The following is a 15,163-nucleotide window of genomic DNA, read 5'->3' on the forward strand; positions in this document are numbered from 1 at the left end:
CGCCGCCCCTCACCCCCCGCCACTCCCCTCACCGGCCGCCCACACCGCTCGCCCACACCGCTCCCCTCACCGCCGCCCACGCCGGCCGCCGCCACAGCTCCCCCCACCGGCCGCCCTCAACGCCGCCGAGCCCGCCCGACCCCGCCGCCCCCCTCGCCCCCTTCCCCCGGCCCCACGTAGGCGACGACCTCCGCCGGCACCACCACCCGCTCCCCCTCCGCGTACCCGGGCCACAGCGTGCGGGCCACCGTGCCCACCCGCCGCGGGTCGTCGGTGACCTCGGTGGACACCACCCGGTGCCGCCGGGCGTCGACCGCGCGCCCGTCGGGCACCACCGGCCGCACGCCGCTCGCCGCCAGCACGTCGCGGGCCCGCCACGCCGCCTCCTCGGACACGTGCGGCAGCAGGCCGACGACCCCGCGCACCAGCACGTCCCCCTGCCGCGCCGGGGCGGCGGGCCTGGTCCGGGACACCTCGCCGGCCGCCGCGCCGAGCAGGGCGGCGGCCACCAGCAGCGCCAGCGCCGGCCCGACGGGCGCGGCGACGGACGCGGGCGCGGACACCGCCGCCCACCAGCCGTCCGGGGTGGTCGCGGAACCGACGACGCCGCCGTTGGCGACGAGCAGCGCCACCGCCGCCCGGTCCACCTCGCCGACCACCACCGCGACCCGGTGGGTACCGGACCGGGTCGGTGCCTCGTTGGCGCGGCCGGGCCGGACGACGACCGCCCGCGTGCCCTCGGGCAGCACCCGGGACACCGCGTCGGCAACGGCGTCCGGGTCGGCCCCGGGCTGCGGGGTGTCGCGGGCGGCGACCAGCGCGGTGCCCGCCAGCGCGCGGGCGTCGGTCGACGGCGGACCGGGCGCGAGCAGGACGCCCAGCGCCGCGAACGCGCCGAGCGCGGCCAGCACGACCGCGCCGACGACGACGGCGGGCCTCTTGGTCACGTTCCCTCCACGCGGACGACTACCGGTAGTTGTCGGCCACCCGGGGGCGCGGCCGGCGGGCCGTACGGGTGAATCGACGCGACGGCGCGGCCGGGTCACGCTCGGCGACCGGCCCACCGCACAGCCCGCCCACCGCTCGCCCGCCGGCCCGGTGATCACGACACTGTGCGCATGCCGCACATCGAGCTGGACAACCCGCTGCCCGGTATCGCCGGGCTCATGGCCTACCGACCCGAGACCGGTCGCCCGCTGAGCGAGCTGGTCGAGGTGCTGCTGCGCGGCCCGAGCGAGCTGGGCCGGGGCGAGCGGGAGCTGATCGCCGCGCGCGTCTCGGAGCTGAACTCGTGCACCTACTGCGCCTCCTCGCACGCCGCGTTCGCCGCCGCGCAGCTGCCCGAGGGGCACGAGCCGTCGCCGAAGCTGTCGGCGCTGCTGGACGTCGCGACCGCCGTGGCCGAGAGCGGGCGCGCGGTCACCGACGAGCTGGTCGCCCGGGCCCGCGAGCACGGCGCGACCGACCGGGAGGTGCACGACACCGTCCTGATCGCCGCCGCGTTCTGCATGCTCAACCGCTACGTGGACGGCCTGGCCACGTGGGCGCCGGACGACCCGGCCGCCTACGCCGCGATGGCCGACCGCATCGTGACCAGGGGGTACACCGCCCCGCGCTGATCGCTTCGCACCCTGTGCACGTTCACAGCCCGTGACCACGGGTTGACTGGAGGTGGAATTCAGCCTTGTGAATGTGCGCACGATCACCCTAGAGTCTCTGGGAGCGCTCCCAGGGAGCGCTCCCAGAAGCGTCGTCAACCGTCAGAGCAGACGGAGGAGACCCTGTCCATGAGATCGCTTCCCTCCCCCCGGTGGCGCCGTCGGGCCACCGCATCCCTCGCCCTCGTGGCGGTGAGCGGCGCGCTGGCCGCCGGAACGGCCCACGCGGCCGATTACGAGCGGCTGATCAACGGCACGTTCAGCAGCGGCACCGCCGACCCGTGGTGGGCCGGCAGCGGCGTCACCAACCGGCTCGTCAACGGCGAGCTGTGCGCGGCCGTCCCCGGTGGCACCGCCAACCCGTGGGACGCCCTGATCGGCCAGAACGGCGTGCCGTTCGAGGCGGGCCAGTCGTACACGATGACGTTCGACGCCCGCGCCACCACCCCGCAGCCGATCACGGCGAACCTCGGCGAGGGCGTCAGCCCCTACCGCGGCGTCGCCTCGCACACCGTGCAGCTGACGACCACCAAGCAGACGTTCAGCTTCACCTTCACCTCGGAGCTGGACTTCCCCGACGCCGGCAACGGCCAGGCGACGTTCCAGCTCGGCGGGCAGGCGGCGGCCAACACGGTCTGCGTGGACAACGTCTCCCTGGTCGGCGGGGTGAAGCCGCCGGGCGGCGACCCGTCCGTGCCGGCGAAGAAGATCAACGTCGACCAGGTCGCCTACGTGCCGGGCCTGCCCAAGCAGGCGACCCTGACGTCCGACGCGACCGCGGCGCAGACGTGGGTGCTGAAGAACGCGGCCGGCGCGACCGTGGCCACCGGTCAGACCACGCCGAAGGGCCTGGACGCGGAGTCCGGCGACCGGACGCACCTGATCGACTTCTCGTCCTACGACACCGCCGGCACCGGCTACACGCTGACCGTCGGGACGGAGACGAGCTTCCCGTTCGACATCGGCACCGACCAGGTCAAGAAGCTGCGCACCGACTCGCTGGCGTACTTCTACCACAACCGCAGCGGCATCGAGATCGAGGCGCGGTACGTCGGGGACGAGTACGCGCGCCCCGCCGGGCACCTCAACGTCGCCCCGAACCAGGGCGACGACAACGTGCCCTGCCTGACCGGCCTGGACTGCGGTTACACGCTCGACGTGCGCGGCGGCTGGTACGACGCGGGCGACCACGGCAAGTACGTCGTCAACGGCGGCATCTCGGCGTGGCAGGTGCTCAACACCTACGAGCGGGCGAAGCTGATCGGCGACGCCGCGGCGCTGGGCGACGGCAAGCTGTCGATCCCGGAGAGCGCCAACGGCGTCCCGGACGTCCTGGACGAGGCGCGCTGGGAGGTCGAGTTCCTGCTCAAGATGCAGGCGCCCGACGGCATGGTGCACCACAAGATCCACGACGTGAACTGGACCGGCCTCCCGCTGCTGCCGCACCAGGACCCGCAGGCCCGGCGGCTGTCCGCGACCAGCACGGCCGCGACGCTGAACACGGCCGCGGTGGCCGCGCAGGCCGCCCGCCTGTGGAAGACGATCGACCCGGCGTTCTCGGCCAAGGCGCAGGCGGCGGCCGTGAAGGCGTACGCGGCGGCCAAGGCCAACCCGAACAAGATCGCCGACCCGAACGACGGCACCGGCGGCGGCTCGTACAGCGACCCGGTCGTCACCGACGAGTTCTACTGGGCCGCGGCGGAGCTGTTCACCACCACCGGTGAGGCGTCGTACCGGAGCGACCTCACGTCGTCGACGCACTACAAGGGCGCGTCGCTGGACACCCGGGGCTTCGACTGGGGCTCCACCGGCCCGCTCGGCGACATCACGCTCGCCCTGGTGCCCAACGGCCTGCCGGCGGCGGACGTGACGGCGATCAAGGCGAAGTTCGCCTCCGTCGCCGACGCCCACCTGACCCGGATGGCGACCCAGGGCTACCCGGCCCCGTACCAGCCGGTCGAGGGCTACGACTGGGGCTCCAACGGCCTGGTGACCAACAACATCTCGGTGCTGGCGCTGGCGCACGACTTCACCGGCGCGGCCAAGTACCGCGAGGGCGTGTTCCAGGGCCTGCACTACCTGCTGGGCCGCAACCCGCTGTCGTACTCCTACGTCACGGGCTACGGCGAGCAGGCGGTGCGCAACGTGCACCACCGGCACTGGGCGAACCAGCTCGACCCGACCCTGCCGATCGCGCCCCCCGGCGCGCTCTCGGGCGGCCCGAACAGCGCGTTGCAGGACCCGATCGCCGCGCGCCTGCTCCAGGGCTGCAAGCCGCAGAAGTGCTTCGTCGACCACATCGAGGCGTACTCGGTCAACGAGGTCACGGTGAACTGGAACTCGGCGTTCGCGTGGGTCGCCAACTGGGCGGCGGAGAAGGTCACCACCGCTCCCCCGGTCGACACCACGCCCCCGTCGGCCCCGGGCGCCCCGGCGGCGTCCGACATCACCACCGCGGGCTTCAAGCTGACCTGGACGCCGTCGTCGGACGCCGAGAGCGGCGTGCGCGAGTACCAGGTCGTGTCGGTGGAGGGTGACGCGCTGCGCGTGCTGGCCACCACGACCTCGCCGTCGGCGACGATCACCGGCCTGCGCCCGGACACCGCCTACACCCTGTACGTGTCGGCGAAGAACGGCGCGAACCTGACGTCGAAGTCGACGAACGTGGTGGTGCGGACCAAGCCGGACGTGGTCGCGGGCGCGTGCAAGGTCACGTGGCGCGCGTCGTCGTGGAACGGCGGCATGTCGGCCAACCTGACCGTCACCAACACCGGTGGCCAGGCGTGGACGTCGTGGAAGCTGGAGTTCACCATGCCCGGCACCCAGAAGATCACGCAGGGCTGGTCGGCGACCTGGTCCCAGTCCGGTCAGGCCGCGACGGCGACGAACATGCCGTGGAACGGCAACGTCGGCAGCGGCGGCTCGGCCGGCATCGGCTTCAACTCCTCCGGGACCGGCTCGGGTGAACCGACCGACTTCCGGGTGAACGGCCAGTCCTGCACCAAGGGCTGACCCCGCGCCCGGTGGTGGGCCACACCCACCACCGGGCGCACCGCGCACCACCGGCCGCTGATCTTCAGCCCACGCCACGGCGGCCGGTGGTGCGTTTCTTCATTTCAAGGCACCGGCGTCGCGGGTCCGCGGCCCGGCCGGGTCACTTGTACGGGTCCTGCCCCACCGGGCGCACCAGGATCTCGTTGACGTCCACCGTCGGCGGCTGCTCCACCGCGTACAGCACGGCGCGCGCCACGTCGGCCGGCTCCAGCTTCGGGTCGCCCGCCCGCGACGCCGGGATACCGCCCGTGTCGGTGAGGCCGGGCTGCACGAGCGTGACGCGCACCCCCGTGCCGACGCACTCGGCGCGGATGGCCTGCGCCAACCCCGTCACGGCCCACTTCGTCGCCGAGTAGAGGTTCCCCGGCCGCACGCCGCGCCCGGCCGCCGACCCGGTCAGCACGAGGTGACCGCCGTGCCGGACGAGCGCGGGCATCGCGGCGCGGGCGGTGAACGCGGGCCCGCACACGTTGGTCAGCACCATCCCGCTCCACTCGGCGGGCGGCGCGCCCCCCTCCGTGGTGAACGAGGTGACGATGCTCGTGCCGGCGTTGGCGAACACCACGTCGAGCCGGCCCCACGCCTCCTCCACCCGGTCGACGAGCCCGGCGACCTGCTCGTACCGGGTCACGTCGCACGTCGCCGACCACGCCCGGTCCGGTCCGCCCAGCTCGGCGGCCAGCCGGGCGGTCGACGACGCGTCCCGCGAGGCCAGCACCACCCGGTAGCCGCGCGCCGAGGCCAGTCGGGCGGTCGCCGCGCCGATGCCGCGGCTCGCCCCCGTCACGAGGAACACCTCTTCGCCCACACGGCGCAGCGTACTGGTTCGATCACCCTCCGGTGCGCGAGCAACGTTCTGATCACCGGTGGCGTCTTAGCTGACGTATCCACTGATTGGGGGCACATGGACATCAACCGCAGGTTCGCGCTGGGGCTGGGTTCGGCGGCGGCGGCGACCGCCGTGCTGGGCACGGCGGGGACCGCTTCCGCGCAGGCGGAGCAGACCGAGGCGGAGTGGGACGCCCTGATCCCGACGACGGCCGAGCTGGCGCGGCGCAAGATCGCGGTCAAGTACGGCGTGGCGACCCTGCTCGCCGGCGGCACGTGGTCGTCGTACATCGGCGTGGCCGACCCGGACTGCGTGGTCAGGCCCGCCGTGCAGGACCACGCGGACCGCGTCGTCGAGGCGTACAGCGTGAACAAGGTCGCGGTGGCCGTGGCGGTGCTCGACAAGGTCGACCGGGGCCTGCTGCGGCTCGACCAGCGGGTCGAGGTGCCGGCGGAGATCGTCATCCAGGACACCGACGGCATCTTCGCCCTGGACGGCGCCTACCCCAGCTCGGTCACGCTGGGGCACGTCCTGTCGACGCTGCTGACGGTCTCGGACAACACGTGCGTGCGCCTGTGCGGCCTGGTCGTGCCCGCGCTGGAGCTGAACGAGATCCTGCGCGGCAAGGGGTTCGTCCACACGCGGGTCGTGCCGGTCGCCAACCCGAACCGCTTCTTCCTCGGCACCACCACGCCGCGCGAGACGTTCACGCTGCTCCAGAAGCTGGTGAACGGCGAGCTGCTGTCCGCCGGCTCGACGGCGTACCTGCTGAACGTCCTCCGGTCGCTGACGGCGTTCACCGACGGCGTCCGGCTGGAGCTGTCCTCGCAGGAGCGGCTGAACGTGGCGACCAAGGCGGGCTGGTTCGAGGACGGCCGCAACGAGGCGGGCGTCGTGTTCGACGCGAGCGGCAGGGCGATCGTCACCTACGCCCTGTTCGCCTCGGGCGCGTTCCGCGGCAACCAGGCGGTGAACGCGGACAACTACGGCGCCACCCACCCGGCGCTGCGCGCGAGGGCCGCCCTGGGCCGCAGCATGTACGACTCGGTGCTGCGCATCACCACGAACGCCACCCGCACCTACCGCGCCCGCCGCCACCTCCCCTGGATCGGCGCCTGACCACCCGCGCCGGGCCGTTCCCGCGGGCCGGCGCACCCCCGTGAAAAGAAGTCCGGGACCGCGCGTATCCACGGCCCGGCACCCCGCTCTTCTCCTACGGGGGGAACACGAGGGGATCGACCAGCCGCACCCGCGAGTCGGAGGGGAGCCGACAGCGGGCACGGCGGGTCGTGCCACACCCCTCAGGGGGAGACGGGAAGCCGGTCGTGGCCGCCGTCCACGACCGGCTCCCACCCCGTCGCGTGCCGGCGCACCAGGTCCGCCGCCACGGCGTCCGCGGGGCGCGCCCACACCTCCTCGTTGAACACCTCCACCTCGACGAAGCCGTCGTACCCGGCCGCCGCCACCAGCCCGGTCAGGCCCACCAGGTCGATGTGCCCGTCACCGGGCAGCCCGCGCCCGAGCAGCACGTCGGCGGGCAGCGGGGTGACCCAGTCGCACACCTGGTAGGACGCGATCCGCGGGGCCGCCGACGCCACCGAGGCCGCCAGCGCCGGGTCCCACCACACGTGCAGGGCGTCCACCACCACGCCGACGACCTCCGGCGGGTGCGGGGCGGCCAGCTCCACCGCCTGCGCCAGGGTCGACACGACGCCCCGGTCGGCGCAGAACACCGGGTGCATCGGCTCGACGGCCAACCGCACCCCGGCGGAGGCCGCGTAGGGGGCCAGGACCGCCAGGGCCGACGCCACCCGCCCGCGCGCGGCGACCAGGTCGCGGTCCGGCACGCCGCCCGGCACCAGCACCAGGCACCGCGCGCCCAGCGCCGCCGCCTCGTCGATCGCCCGCCGGTTGTCGTCCAGCCGCTGGTCGTGGCCGGTGAAGAACCCTCCCCGGCACAGCGAGGACACGGTCAGCCCCGCCGAGCGCACCAGCGCCGCCGTCCGGGCCGGCCCGAACTCCGCCACCGGCTCCCGCCACAGCCCCACGCCCCCGATGCCGTGCCGCGCGCACACCTCCACCACCTCGGGCACGGACGCCCGCTTCACGGTGGCCTGGTTCAGCGACAGCCTCACGTCAGCACGCCCAGCAGCCGGCCCCACCGCGCCGCGGCCAGCTCCGGGTCGGGCAGCAGCCCCGCCAGGTCGGCCAGCCGCAGCACCTCCCCGAGGTGGACGACGTCGCGCGCGGACTGCATCCCGCCGACCATCGCGAAGGCGTCCTGGAGCCCACGCAGCCACGCCAGGAACACCAGGCCCGTCTTGTAGTGGAACGTGGGCGCGCCGAACACGTGCCGCGACAGCGCGGCGGTCGGCGCCAGCACCTCGTGGTACCCGGCGACGTCGCCCGCGTCGAGCAGGCGCAGCGCGGTGGACGCGGCGGGCGCGATCGCGTCGAAGACGCCGAGGAGCGCGTCGCTGTGCCCGACCTCGTCGCCCGCGATCAGGTCGGGGTAGTCGAAGTCGTCGCCGGTGTAGCAGCGCACGCCGGCGGGCAGCGCACGCCGCAGCCCCACCTCGCGACCGGCGTCGAGCAGCGACACCTTGACGCCGTCCACCTTGTCCGGGTGGGCGCGGACCAGGTCGAGGAAGTGCCCGGTGGCCTCGTCGAGGTCCGACGAGCCCCAGTAGCCCTCCAGCGCCGGGTCGAACGCGGTGCCCAGCCAGTGCAGGACCACCGGCCGGTCGACCTCCTCCAGCAGCGCGGAGTACACCTTCAGGTAGTCCTCGGGGCCGCGCGCGGCGGCGGCGAGGGCGCGGCTGCACATCAGGACGGGCTGCGCGCCCGCCTCGACGACGTCGGCCAGCTGCTCGCGGTAGGCGGTGAGCGGGTCGGCGGTGCCGTGGTCGGTGCCCACGCCGGCGACCAGCCGCCCCCCGGCGATCGACGCGGAGCGCCTGATCAGCTCCAGCGCGGTGGGCCAGTCCAGGCCCGCGCCGCGCTGCGCGGTGTCCATGGCCTCGGCCACGCCGAACCCGTGCGCCCACAGGTGCTCGCGGTGCGCCAGCGTGGCGTCCCAGTCGAGGCGGGCGGGCGCGCCCGGCGCGTTGCCGCCGAACGGGTCGGCCACCACGTGCGCGGCGGCGAACGCGACGCGTGAGGTGAACGGCCCGACATCCCACGTGCGGGGGTCGCCCAACCGGTGCCGGCGGAACGTCCCGTCCGCCGCCGGCAGCCGCACGGCCGTCACGCGGGCACCTCGACCCGGCGGCCGGTGCGCGAGGACTCCAGCCCCAGGGCGGCCAGCCGCACGCCCCGCACGCCCGACCAGAAGTCGTGCCCGAACGGCGCGCCGCCGTCCACGTGCCGCAGGAACTCCTCCCACTGCACGAGGAAGCCGTTCTCGAAGACCTCGTTGTCCGGCACCTCCTGCCACTGCGACCGGAAGTCGGTCGAGGACGGCACGTCCGGGTCCCACACCGGCTTCGGCGTGACCGCCCGCGGCTGCGCCACGCACCCGCGCAGCCCGGCCACGGCGCTGCCCAGCGTGCCGTCCACCTGGAACTCGACCAGCTCGTCGCGGTGCACGCGGGTCGCCCACGAGGAGTTGACCTGCGCCACCAGGCCGCCGGCCAGCTCGAAGATCGCGTAGGCGGCGTCGTCCGCGGTCGCCTCGTACGCCTCGCCGCGCTCGTCCCACCGGGTCGGCACGTGCGTGACGGCCCGCGCGGTCACCGCCTCCACCTTCCGCCCGAAGACGCCCTCCAGCAGGTAGCTCCAGTGGCAGAACATGTCGACGACGATGCCGCCGCCGTCCTCGGCCCGGTAGTTCCACGACGGCCGCTGCGCGCTCTGCCAGTCGCCCTCGAACACCCAGTAGCCGAACTCGCCGCGCACCGACAGCACGCGGCCGAAGAACCCGCCGTCCACGAGCCGGCGCAGCTTGCGGATGCCCGGCAGGTACAGCTTGTCGGCGACCACGCCGTGCCGCACGCCCGCCGCGTCCGCCAGCCGCGCCAGGTCGGCGACCTCCTCGGGGGTGGCCGCGACGGGCTTCTCGCTGTAGACGTGCTTGCCCGCCGCGATGGCCGCCGACAGCGCCGGGACGTGCGCGGACGTCACCTGGGCGTCGAAGTACACGGCCACGTCGGGGTCGCCGAGCGCGGCGTCCAGGTCGGTCGTCCAGCGCGGCAGGTCGTGGCGCTGCGCGATCTCCTTGAGCTTGTCGGCGTTGCGGCCGACCAGCAGCGGCTCGGGCACCAGCACGTCGTCGCCGACCCGCACGCCGCCCCGCTCGCGCAGCGCCAGGACCGACCGCACCAGGTGCTGCCGGTAGCCCATGCGCCCGGTGACGCCGTTCAACGCGATGCCGATCGTCCGCACAGCCATGCGCAACACTCCCGATAGGTAGCTGGAAAGCGCTTTCCAAGCAGGTACCGACACGCTACGGTCGGCTCGTCGGCGTCGTCAACCTCCTCGCGGGCTAGTCTCGCCGGACCAGGAGGCGGAAGGGGTCGGCGTTGGCGTCGCGGCAGGTCACGCTCCAGGAGGTGGCGAAGCACGCGGGCGTGTCGCTCGCGACCGCCTCACGGGTGCTCAACGGCAGCACCCGGCAGGTCAGCGAGGAGCTGCGCGAGCGCGTGCTGGGCACCGCCCGCGGGCTCGGCTACCTGCCCAACGCCTCGGCGCAGGCGCTGGCCCGCAACTCCAGCGTCCTCGTCGGCCTCGTCGTGCACGACATCGCCGACCCGTACTTCTCCAGCATCGCGGCGGGCGTGACCCGGGTCGCCGAGTCCGCCGGGCTGGTCGTGGTGCTGGGCACCACCGGCCGCGACCCGAACCGCGAGGTCGAGCTGGTCAACACGCTGCGCGCGCACCGGGCGCGGGCCGTGGTCATCGCGGGCAGCCGCACCACCGACCGGGCGGCCTCGACGCGCCTGGCCGAGGAGATCGCCGCGTTCACCGAGCAGGGCGGCCGGGTGGCGTGCGTCTCGCAGGCGAAGCTCGGCGCGGACACCGTGGTGCCCGCGAACCGGTCGGGCGCGCGGGCGCTGGCCCGGGAGCTGGCCGCGCTCGGCCACCGGCGGTTCGCGGTGCTCGGCGGGCCGCCCGGCCTGCTCGCCGCGCGCGACCGGGTCGCCGGGTTCCGGGCGGGCCTCGCCGACGCGGGCGTGGAGCTGCCCGACGACCACGTCTTCACCAGCGGGTTCACCCGGGACGGCGGGTACGCGGCGGTGGGCGACCTGCTCGCCGCCCGCACCGGGGCGACCTGCGTGTTCGCCGTGAACGACGTGATGGCGATGGGGGCGATGGCGGCGCTGCGCGAACGCGGCCTGCGGGTGCCCGACGAGGTGTCGGTGGCCGGGTTCGACGACATCCCCACGCTGCGCGACCTGGTGCCCGCGCTGAGCACCGTGCGGCTGCCCCTGGAGGAGATGGGCGAACGCGCCGCGCACCTGGTCCTGGACGGTGTGGCGGGGCAGCCGCGGACCGTGCGCGTGGCCGGTGAGGTGGTCCTCCGGGCGAGTACTTCGTCACCGAGCGGTACCGGACTGCGCTGACCGGCGGTTACTCTCTAAACTGGACACCCGTTCGACCACCCCTCACGAGGAGTGATCCCTTCCGTGCGCGACGCGCAGTCACCGGGCTGTAGTACCGAGCCGGGTCCGATACCCGGCTGTCAGCCCCACCCGGTCACCCGTCGGGGTGACCGATGACCATCCTGCTCAGCGTTCTCGGCCTCGTCGCCGTGGTGGTGCTCACCATCGGCACGTTCATCGCGGTCGCCGCCGAGTTCTCCCTGACCGCCCTGGAGCGCAGCACCGTCGAGTCCCACGTCGCCACCGTCGGCGACGCGAAGGCGAGAACGGTGGAGAAGGCGCACCGGTCGCTGTCGTTCCAGCTCTCCGGCTCGCAGCTGGCCATCACCATCACCACGCTGATCACCGGGTACATCGCCGAGCCCGCCATCGCCGAGCTGATCTCGCCCGCCCTCACCGGGCTGGGCGTGCCGGCCGCGGTGGCGTCGCCGGTCTCGCTGGTCCTGGCGCTGGCCCTGGCCACGGCCCTGTCGATGGTGTTCGGCGAGCTGGTGCCGAAGAACCTCGCCATCGCGAAGCCCCTGGAGACCGCGCGCGCCGTCGCCGGCGTGCAGGCCCGCTTCTCGGCGGTGTTCCGCTGGCTGATCACCGCGCTCAACGGCTCGGCGAACTGGCTGGTCAGACGCCTCGGCGTGGAGCCGGCCGAGGAGCTGGCCTCCGCGCGCTCCCCGCAGGAGCTGGGCGCGCTGGTCCGCTCCAGCGCCGAGCACGGCACGATCGACGAGGGCACCGCGACCCTGCTGGACCGCTCGCTGCGGTTCGGCGACCGCACGGCGGAGGAGCTGATGACCCCGCGCGTGCGGGTGGAGTCGCTGCGCGCCGACGCCACCGTGCTCGACCTGGTCGCCAAGGCGCGCGAGACCGGGTTCTCCCGGTTCCCGGTGCACAACGGCGACCTGGACGAGGTGCGCGGCATGGTGCACGTCAAGCAGGTGTTCGGGGTGCCCCGCGCGCAGCGGGCCACGACGCCGCTGTCCGCGCTGACCAGGCCGGTGCAGACGGTGCCCGCCACGCTGGAGGGCGACGCCCTGCTGGACCGGCTGCGGGCCTCGGGCCTGCAGACGGCGCTGGTCGTCGACGAGTACGGCGGCACGGCGGGCATGGTCACGCTGGAGGACCTGGTCGAGGAGATCGTCGGCGACGTGCGCGACGAGCACGACCGCCGCGAGACCTCGCCGGTGCGGGCCCTGGGCCCGGACAGCTGGCTCCTGTCCGGCCTGCTGCGCGACGACGAGGTCGCCGAGGCCACCGGGTTCCGGATGCCGGAGGGCGACTACGAGACCGTCGCGGGCCTGGTGCTGGCGCGCCTGGGCCGCATCCCGGTCGCCGGCGAGGAGATCCGGGTGGACGACTGGCGCATCACCGTGGTGGAGATGGACCGGCACCGGGTCGCCGAGCTGCGCGTGACCAGGTCCGACCCCGCCCACCCCGACCCGGCTCAGGACGCGGACGCCGGGTCCGACCGCGCCGGGTCCGACCGCGCCGGGTCCGACCACGCCGTGCCCGAGCAGGCGACGGTCGAGCAGGCGTCGGCCGACCGCATCGTGCCCGGGCGACCGGACCGGCACCGGTCGGGGGTGACGCGGTGAGCATCCTCGCCCTGTTCGCCCTGCTCGCGGGCAACGCGTTCTTCGTCGGCGCCGAGTTCGCCATCATCACCGCCCGCCGCGACCGGCTGGAGCCGCTGGCCGAGGCCGGCAGCACCCGCGCCCGCACGGTCATCAAGGCGGGCCGGGAGCTGCCGCTGCTCATCGCGGGCGCGCAGCTCGGCATCACGCTGTGCTCGCTGGGCCTGGGCGCCCTGGGCGAGCCCGCCGTGGCGGCCCTGCTGGAGGGACCGTTCCACGGCCTGGGCGTGCCCGACGCGGTGCGGCACGGCGTGGCGTTCGCGCTGGCGCTGATCATCGTGGTCGCCCTGCACACGGTGCTGGGCGAGATGGTGCCGAAGAACCTGGCCATCGCGGGCCCCGAGCGGACCGCGCTGCTGCTGGTGCCCGCGCACTACTGGTTCTGCCGGATGGTGGCGCCGCTGCTGCGCGGGTTCACCGTGGTGTCGACGGCGGTCCTCAAGCTGGTCGGCGTGACCCCGAAGGACGAGCTGGAGTCCGCGTACACGCGCGACGAGCTGGCCCTGCTGATCGGGCAGTCGCGCCAGGAGGGCCTGCTGGAGGACTCCGAGCACCGGCGGCTGGCGCAGGCGCTGTCCTCGGCGGAGCGGACCGTCGCCGACGTGCTGGTGCCGCTGGACCGGGTCACGTCGGTGTCGGCGCGGCCGACCATCGGCGAGCTGGAGGCCGCGGTGTCGGCCACCGGCTTCTCCCGGTTCCCGGTGGCCTCCGACGGCCGGCTGATCGGGTACCTGCACGTCAAGGACGTGCTGGACCTGTCGGACGCCGACCCGGCGACGCGGGTGCCCGCCGGTCGCGTGCGCGGCCTGCCGCGGGTGCGGGTGGACGCCCGGCTGGACGAGGCGGTCGCCGTGCTGCGGCGGGCGCAGAGCCACCTGGCCCAGGCCGTGTCGGCCGACGGCGCGGCGAGCGGCGTGGTCGCGCTGGAGGACCTGGTCGAGGAGTACGTCGGCACGGTCCGCGACGGCACCCACGTGCGGCGCGAGGTCTGACCCGCGCGGCGGGCGCGGGTTCCCCCTCGCCCGCCGCGCGGGTCACCGCGTCACGACGCCGGCCGCACCGCCGGCAGCCCCCTGACCAGGACGGCACCCTCCGCGACGACCTGCTCCGGCACGGCCCGCTCCGCGATGGCCCGCTCCGCAACGGCCTGCTCCGGCACGGCCCGCTCCGGAGCCACCCGGTTCAGGACGGCCCGGTCCAGGACGGCCCGCTCCAGGGCGGGCCGGTCGGAAACCCCCCGGTCCAGGGCAGGCCGGTCGGAAGCCGCCCGATCCAGGGCGGCACGGTCCAGGGCGGCGCGGTCCGAAGCAGCGCGGTCCGACGAGTCGAGGTCCGGTCCGCCCAGGTCCGGCGCACCCAGGTCGGGGACGCTCGTCAGCTCCAGCTCCCGGGCGGCGGCGCGGTCCAGCGCGGCCACGATCCACGCCTCGAAGTCGGCGTTCGCGGCCACCGCGGCCCGCCGCCACCGGTCCACCGCGTCACTGGCCGCCGTCACCCGCGGCATCACGGCCCGGTAGGTCCGGCCGCTCGGGTCGCGCGCCTCCCGCAGCGCCCGGCGCAGCGCGGTGCGCGACCACTGCTCGCGCTCCGCGCGGTCCAGCCAGCGGTCCTGCTCGGCGGGCGGCAGCGCGGCCACCTCGGCGTGGTGCTGGAACGGCAGGCCGGGCCGTCGCCGGGACGCGTCGAACTTGCGCGCGATCCACGCGTAGTTGCGCAGCGTCTGGTAGTCGAGGCCGACCGCCTCCACCGCCCTGCGGTAGCGGTCGGTGTACTTGTCCTGCCCGAAGACGAGCCAGTCCCCCAGGTACCACGCGGACGAGCTGGCGATCCGGGAGATCCGCTGCCCGGCCTGCTCCCACGACTCGAACGTGACGTCCCGCGGGAACGCGAGACCCACCGGTGTGGTGAGGATGCGCCCCTCGACCAGGCCCGCGGGCCGCCGGCGGTGCAGTGCTGCGTTCACCCTGTCCACTTCTCGTTCCCCCTAGTCGGCTTGGGTCTCATGCCTACCGCAGGGGTCCTCACACACCGGTCAACATCCGCTCACACCCGCCCGGCGGGCCGGGGTGGACCCGGTGCGCCCGGCGCGGCCCCACTACGGTGGACGCGTGGAGCCGCATGACGAGGAAGAGGACGACTTCGAGCCGGAGGAGTCGGACGAGTTCGACGAAGAGGACGAAGAGGACGAGGACGACCTGTTCGGCGTCACCTCGGACGCGCGCACCATCTGCCACCTCTGCGGCGGCGCCGGCTTCATCGCCAACCCGACGACGGCCGTCATCGGCGGCGCCCCGCGCACCGTGGACAACGGCCGGGAGTGCCCGCACTGCAACGGCGCCCGCAAGTTCCCCGGCCTCGTGCCCCCGGTCTGAGCCGCCCCGTCCCCGCCGGCGG

13 protein-coding genes are annotated in these 15,163 nt (G+C 74.6%); 7 read left to right on the forward strand and 6 right to left on the reverse strand.

Annotated elements, in window-relative coordinates; genetic code table 11:
* Positions 1-116 precede the first annotated feature (116 nt).
* Positions 117-947, reverse strand: a complete 831-nt coding sequence (locus tag ACRAKJ_RS32535) for a hypothetical protein (RefSeq protein ID WP_438923799.1) — start codon at positions 945-947, stop codon at positions 117-119.
* Positions 948-1,118: 171 nt separating this feature from the next.
* On the opposite strand from ACRAKJ_RS32535, the gene ACRAKJ_RS32540 reads away from it, so the two are divergent.
* Together ACRAKJ_RS32540 and ACRAKJ_RS32545 are read left to right on the forward strand one after the other, a co-directional pair.
* Positions 1,119-1,619, forward strand: a complete 501-nt coding sequence (locus ACRAKJ_RS32540) for a carboxymuconolactone decarboxylase family protein (protein ID WP_438923800.1) — start codon at positions 1,119-1,121, stop codon at positions 1,617-1,619.
* A 168-nt stretch (positions 1,620-1,787) separates the two neighbouring features.
* Positions 1,788-4,670, forward strand: a complete 2,883-nt coding sequence (locus ACRAKJ_RS32545) for a glycoside hydrolase family 9 protein (protein ID WP_438923801.1) — start codon at positions 1,788-1,790, stop codon at positions 4,668-4,670.
* A 142-nt stretch (positions 4,671-4,812) separates the two neighbouring features.
* Here ACRAKJ_RS32545 and ACRAKJ_RS32550 read toward each other — a convergent pair whose 3' ends face one another.
* Positions 4,813-5,520, reverse strand: coding sequence for an SDR family NAD(P)-dependent oxidoreductase (locus tag ACRAKJ_RS32550; RefSeq protein WP_438923802.1), 708 nt, complete (start codon positions 5,518-5,520; stop codon positions 4,813-4,815).
* A 96-nt stretch (positions 5,521-5,616) separates the two neighbouring features.
* Here ACRAKJ_RS32550 and ACRAKJ_RS32555 point away from each other — a divergent pair, with 96 nt between their 5' ends.
* Positions 5,617-6,660: a serine hydrolase gene (locus ACRAKJ_RS32555; protein ID WP_438923803.1), complete on the forward strand. Its 1,044-nt coding sequence runs from the start codon at positions 5,617-5,619 to the stop codon at positions 6,658-6,660.
* A gap of 182 nt (positions 6,661-6,842) precedes the next feature.
* Here the strand turns inward: ACRAKJ_RS32555 and ACRAKJ_RS32560 are convergent, their stop codons facing one another.
* From ACRAKJ_RS32560 to ACRAKJ_RS32570, 3 genes are read right to left on the reverse strand one after another with little or no spacing between them, the layout of a single operon-like run.
* A complete protein-coding gene (locus tag ACRAKJ_RS32560; protein ID WP_438923804.1) occupies positions 6,843-7,676 on the reverse strand; it encodes a TIM barrel protein in 834 nt (277 codons plus the stop codon).
* Entirely contained in the window at positions 7,673-8,791 is a 1,119-nt protein-coding gene (locus ACRAKJ_RS32565; RefSeq protein ID WP_438923805.1) for a dihydrodipicolinate synthase family protein, read from the reverse strand. Before ACRAKJ_RS32565 ends, ACRAKJ_RS32560 begins: the two co-directional genes overlap by 4 nt.
* Complete coding sequence (locus ACRAKJ_RS32570) at positions 8,788-9,930, reverse strand: Gfo/Idh/MocA family protein (protein WP_438923806.1); 1,143 nt, start codon at positions 9,928-9,930, stop codon at positions 8,788-8,790. The genes ACRAKJ_RS32565 and ACRAKJ_RS32570 overlap by 4 nt, the downstream gene beginning before the upstream one ends.
* Before the next feature lie 131 nt (positions 9,931-10,061).
* On the opposite strand from ACRAKJ_RS32570, the gene ACRAKJ_RS32575 reads away from it, so the two are divergent.
* The 3 genes from ACRAKJ_RS32575 (at position 10,062) to ACRAKJ_RS32585 (ending at position 13,761) form a co-directional block, all read left to right on the forward strand.
* A complete protein-coding gene (locus ACRAKJ_RS32575) occupies positions 10,062-11,102 on the forward strand; it encodes a substrate-binding domain-containing protein (RefSeq protein ID WP_438923807.1) in 1,041 nt (346 codons plus the stop codon).
* A gap of 152 nt (positions 11,103-11,254) precedes the next feature.
* The gene (locus ACRAKJ_RS32580) at positions 11,255-12,730 is read left to right on the forward strand and encodes a CNNM domain-containing protein (RefSeq protein WP_438923808.1); all 1,476 of its coding nucleotides are present in this window, start codon (positions 11,255-11,257) and stop codon (positions 12,728-12,730) included.
* A complete protein-coding gene (locus tag ACRAKJ_RS32585; RefSeq protein WP_438923809.1) occupies positions 12,727-13,761 on the forward strand; it encodes a CNNM domain-containing protein in 1,035 nt (344 codons plus the stop codon). The genes ACRAKJ_RS32580 and ACRAKJ_RS32585 overlap by 4 nt, the downstream gene beginning before the upstream one ends.
* A 50-nt stretch (positions 13,762-13,811) precedes the next feature.
* Here ACRAKJ_RS32585 and ACRAKJ_RS32590 read toward each other — a convergent pair whose 3' ends face one another.
* Positions 13,812-14,732, reverse strand: a complete 921-nt coding sequence (locus tag ACRAKJ_RS32590) for an LmbU family transcriptional regulator (RefSeq protein WP_438923810.1) — start codon at positions 14,730-14,732, stop codon at positions 13,812-13,814.
* 145 nt (positions 14,733-14,877) lie between these two features.
* Between ACRAKJ_RS32590 and ACRAKJ_RS32595 the strand changes: the two genes are divergently transcribed.
* Positions 14,878-15,141, forward strand: coding sequence for a hypothetical protein (locus tag ACRAKJ_RS32595; RefSeq protein WP_438923811.1), 264 nt, complete (start codon positions 14,878-14,880; stop codon positions 15,139-15,141).
* Positions 15,142-15,163 lie beyond the last annotated feature (22 nt).

Source organism: Saccharothrix sp. DSM 118769 (assembly GCF_052936295.1).

Excerpts from the sequence above, each read along its gene's own strand:
- ACRAKJ_RS32570 (WP_438923806.1), bottom strand. The coding sequence starts at position 9,930 with ATGGCTGTGCGGACGATCGGCATCGCGTTGAACGGCGTCACCGGGCGC.
- ACRAKJ_RS32580 (WP_438923808.1), top strand. The coding sequence starts at position 11,255 with ATGACCATCCTGCTCAGCGTTCTCGGCCTCGTCGCCGTGGTGGTGCTC.
- ACRAKJ_RS32545 (WP_438923801.1), top strand. The coding sequence starts at position 1,788 with ATGAGATCGCTTCCCTCCCCCCGGTGGCGCCGTCGGGCCACCGCATCC.
- ACRAKJ_RS32555 (WP_438923803.1), top strand. The coding sequence starts at position 5,617 with ATGGACATCAACCGCAGGTTCGCGCTGGGGCTGGGTTCGGCGGCGGCG.
- ACRAKJ_RS32540 (WP_438923800.1), top strand. The coding sequence starts at position 1,119 with ATGCCGCACATCGAGCTGGACAACCCGCTGCCCGGTATCGCCGGGCTC.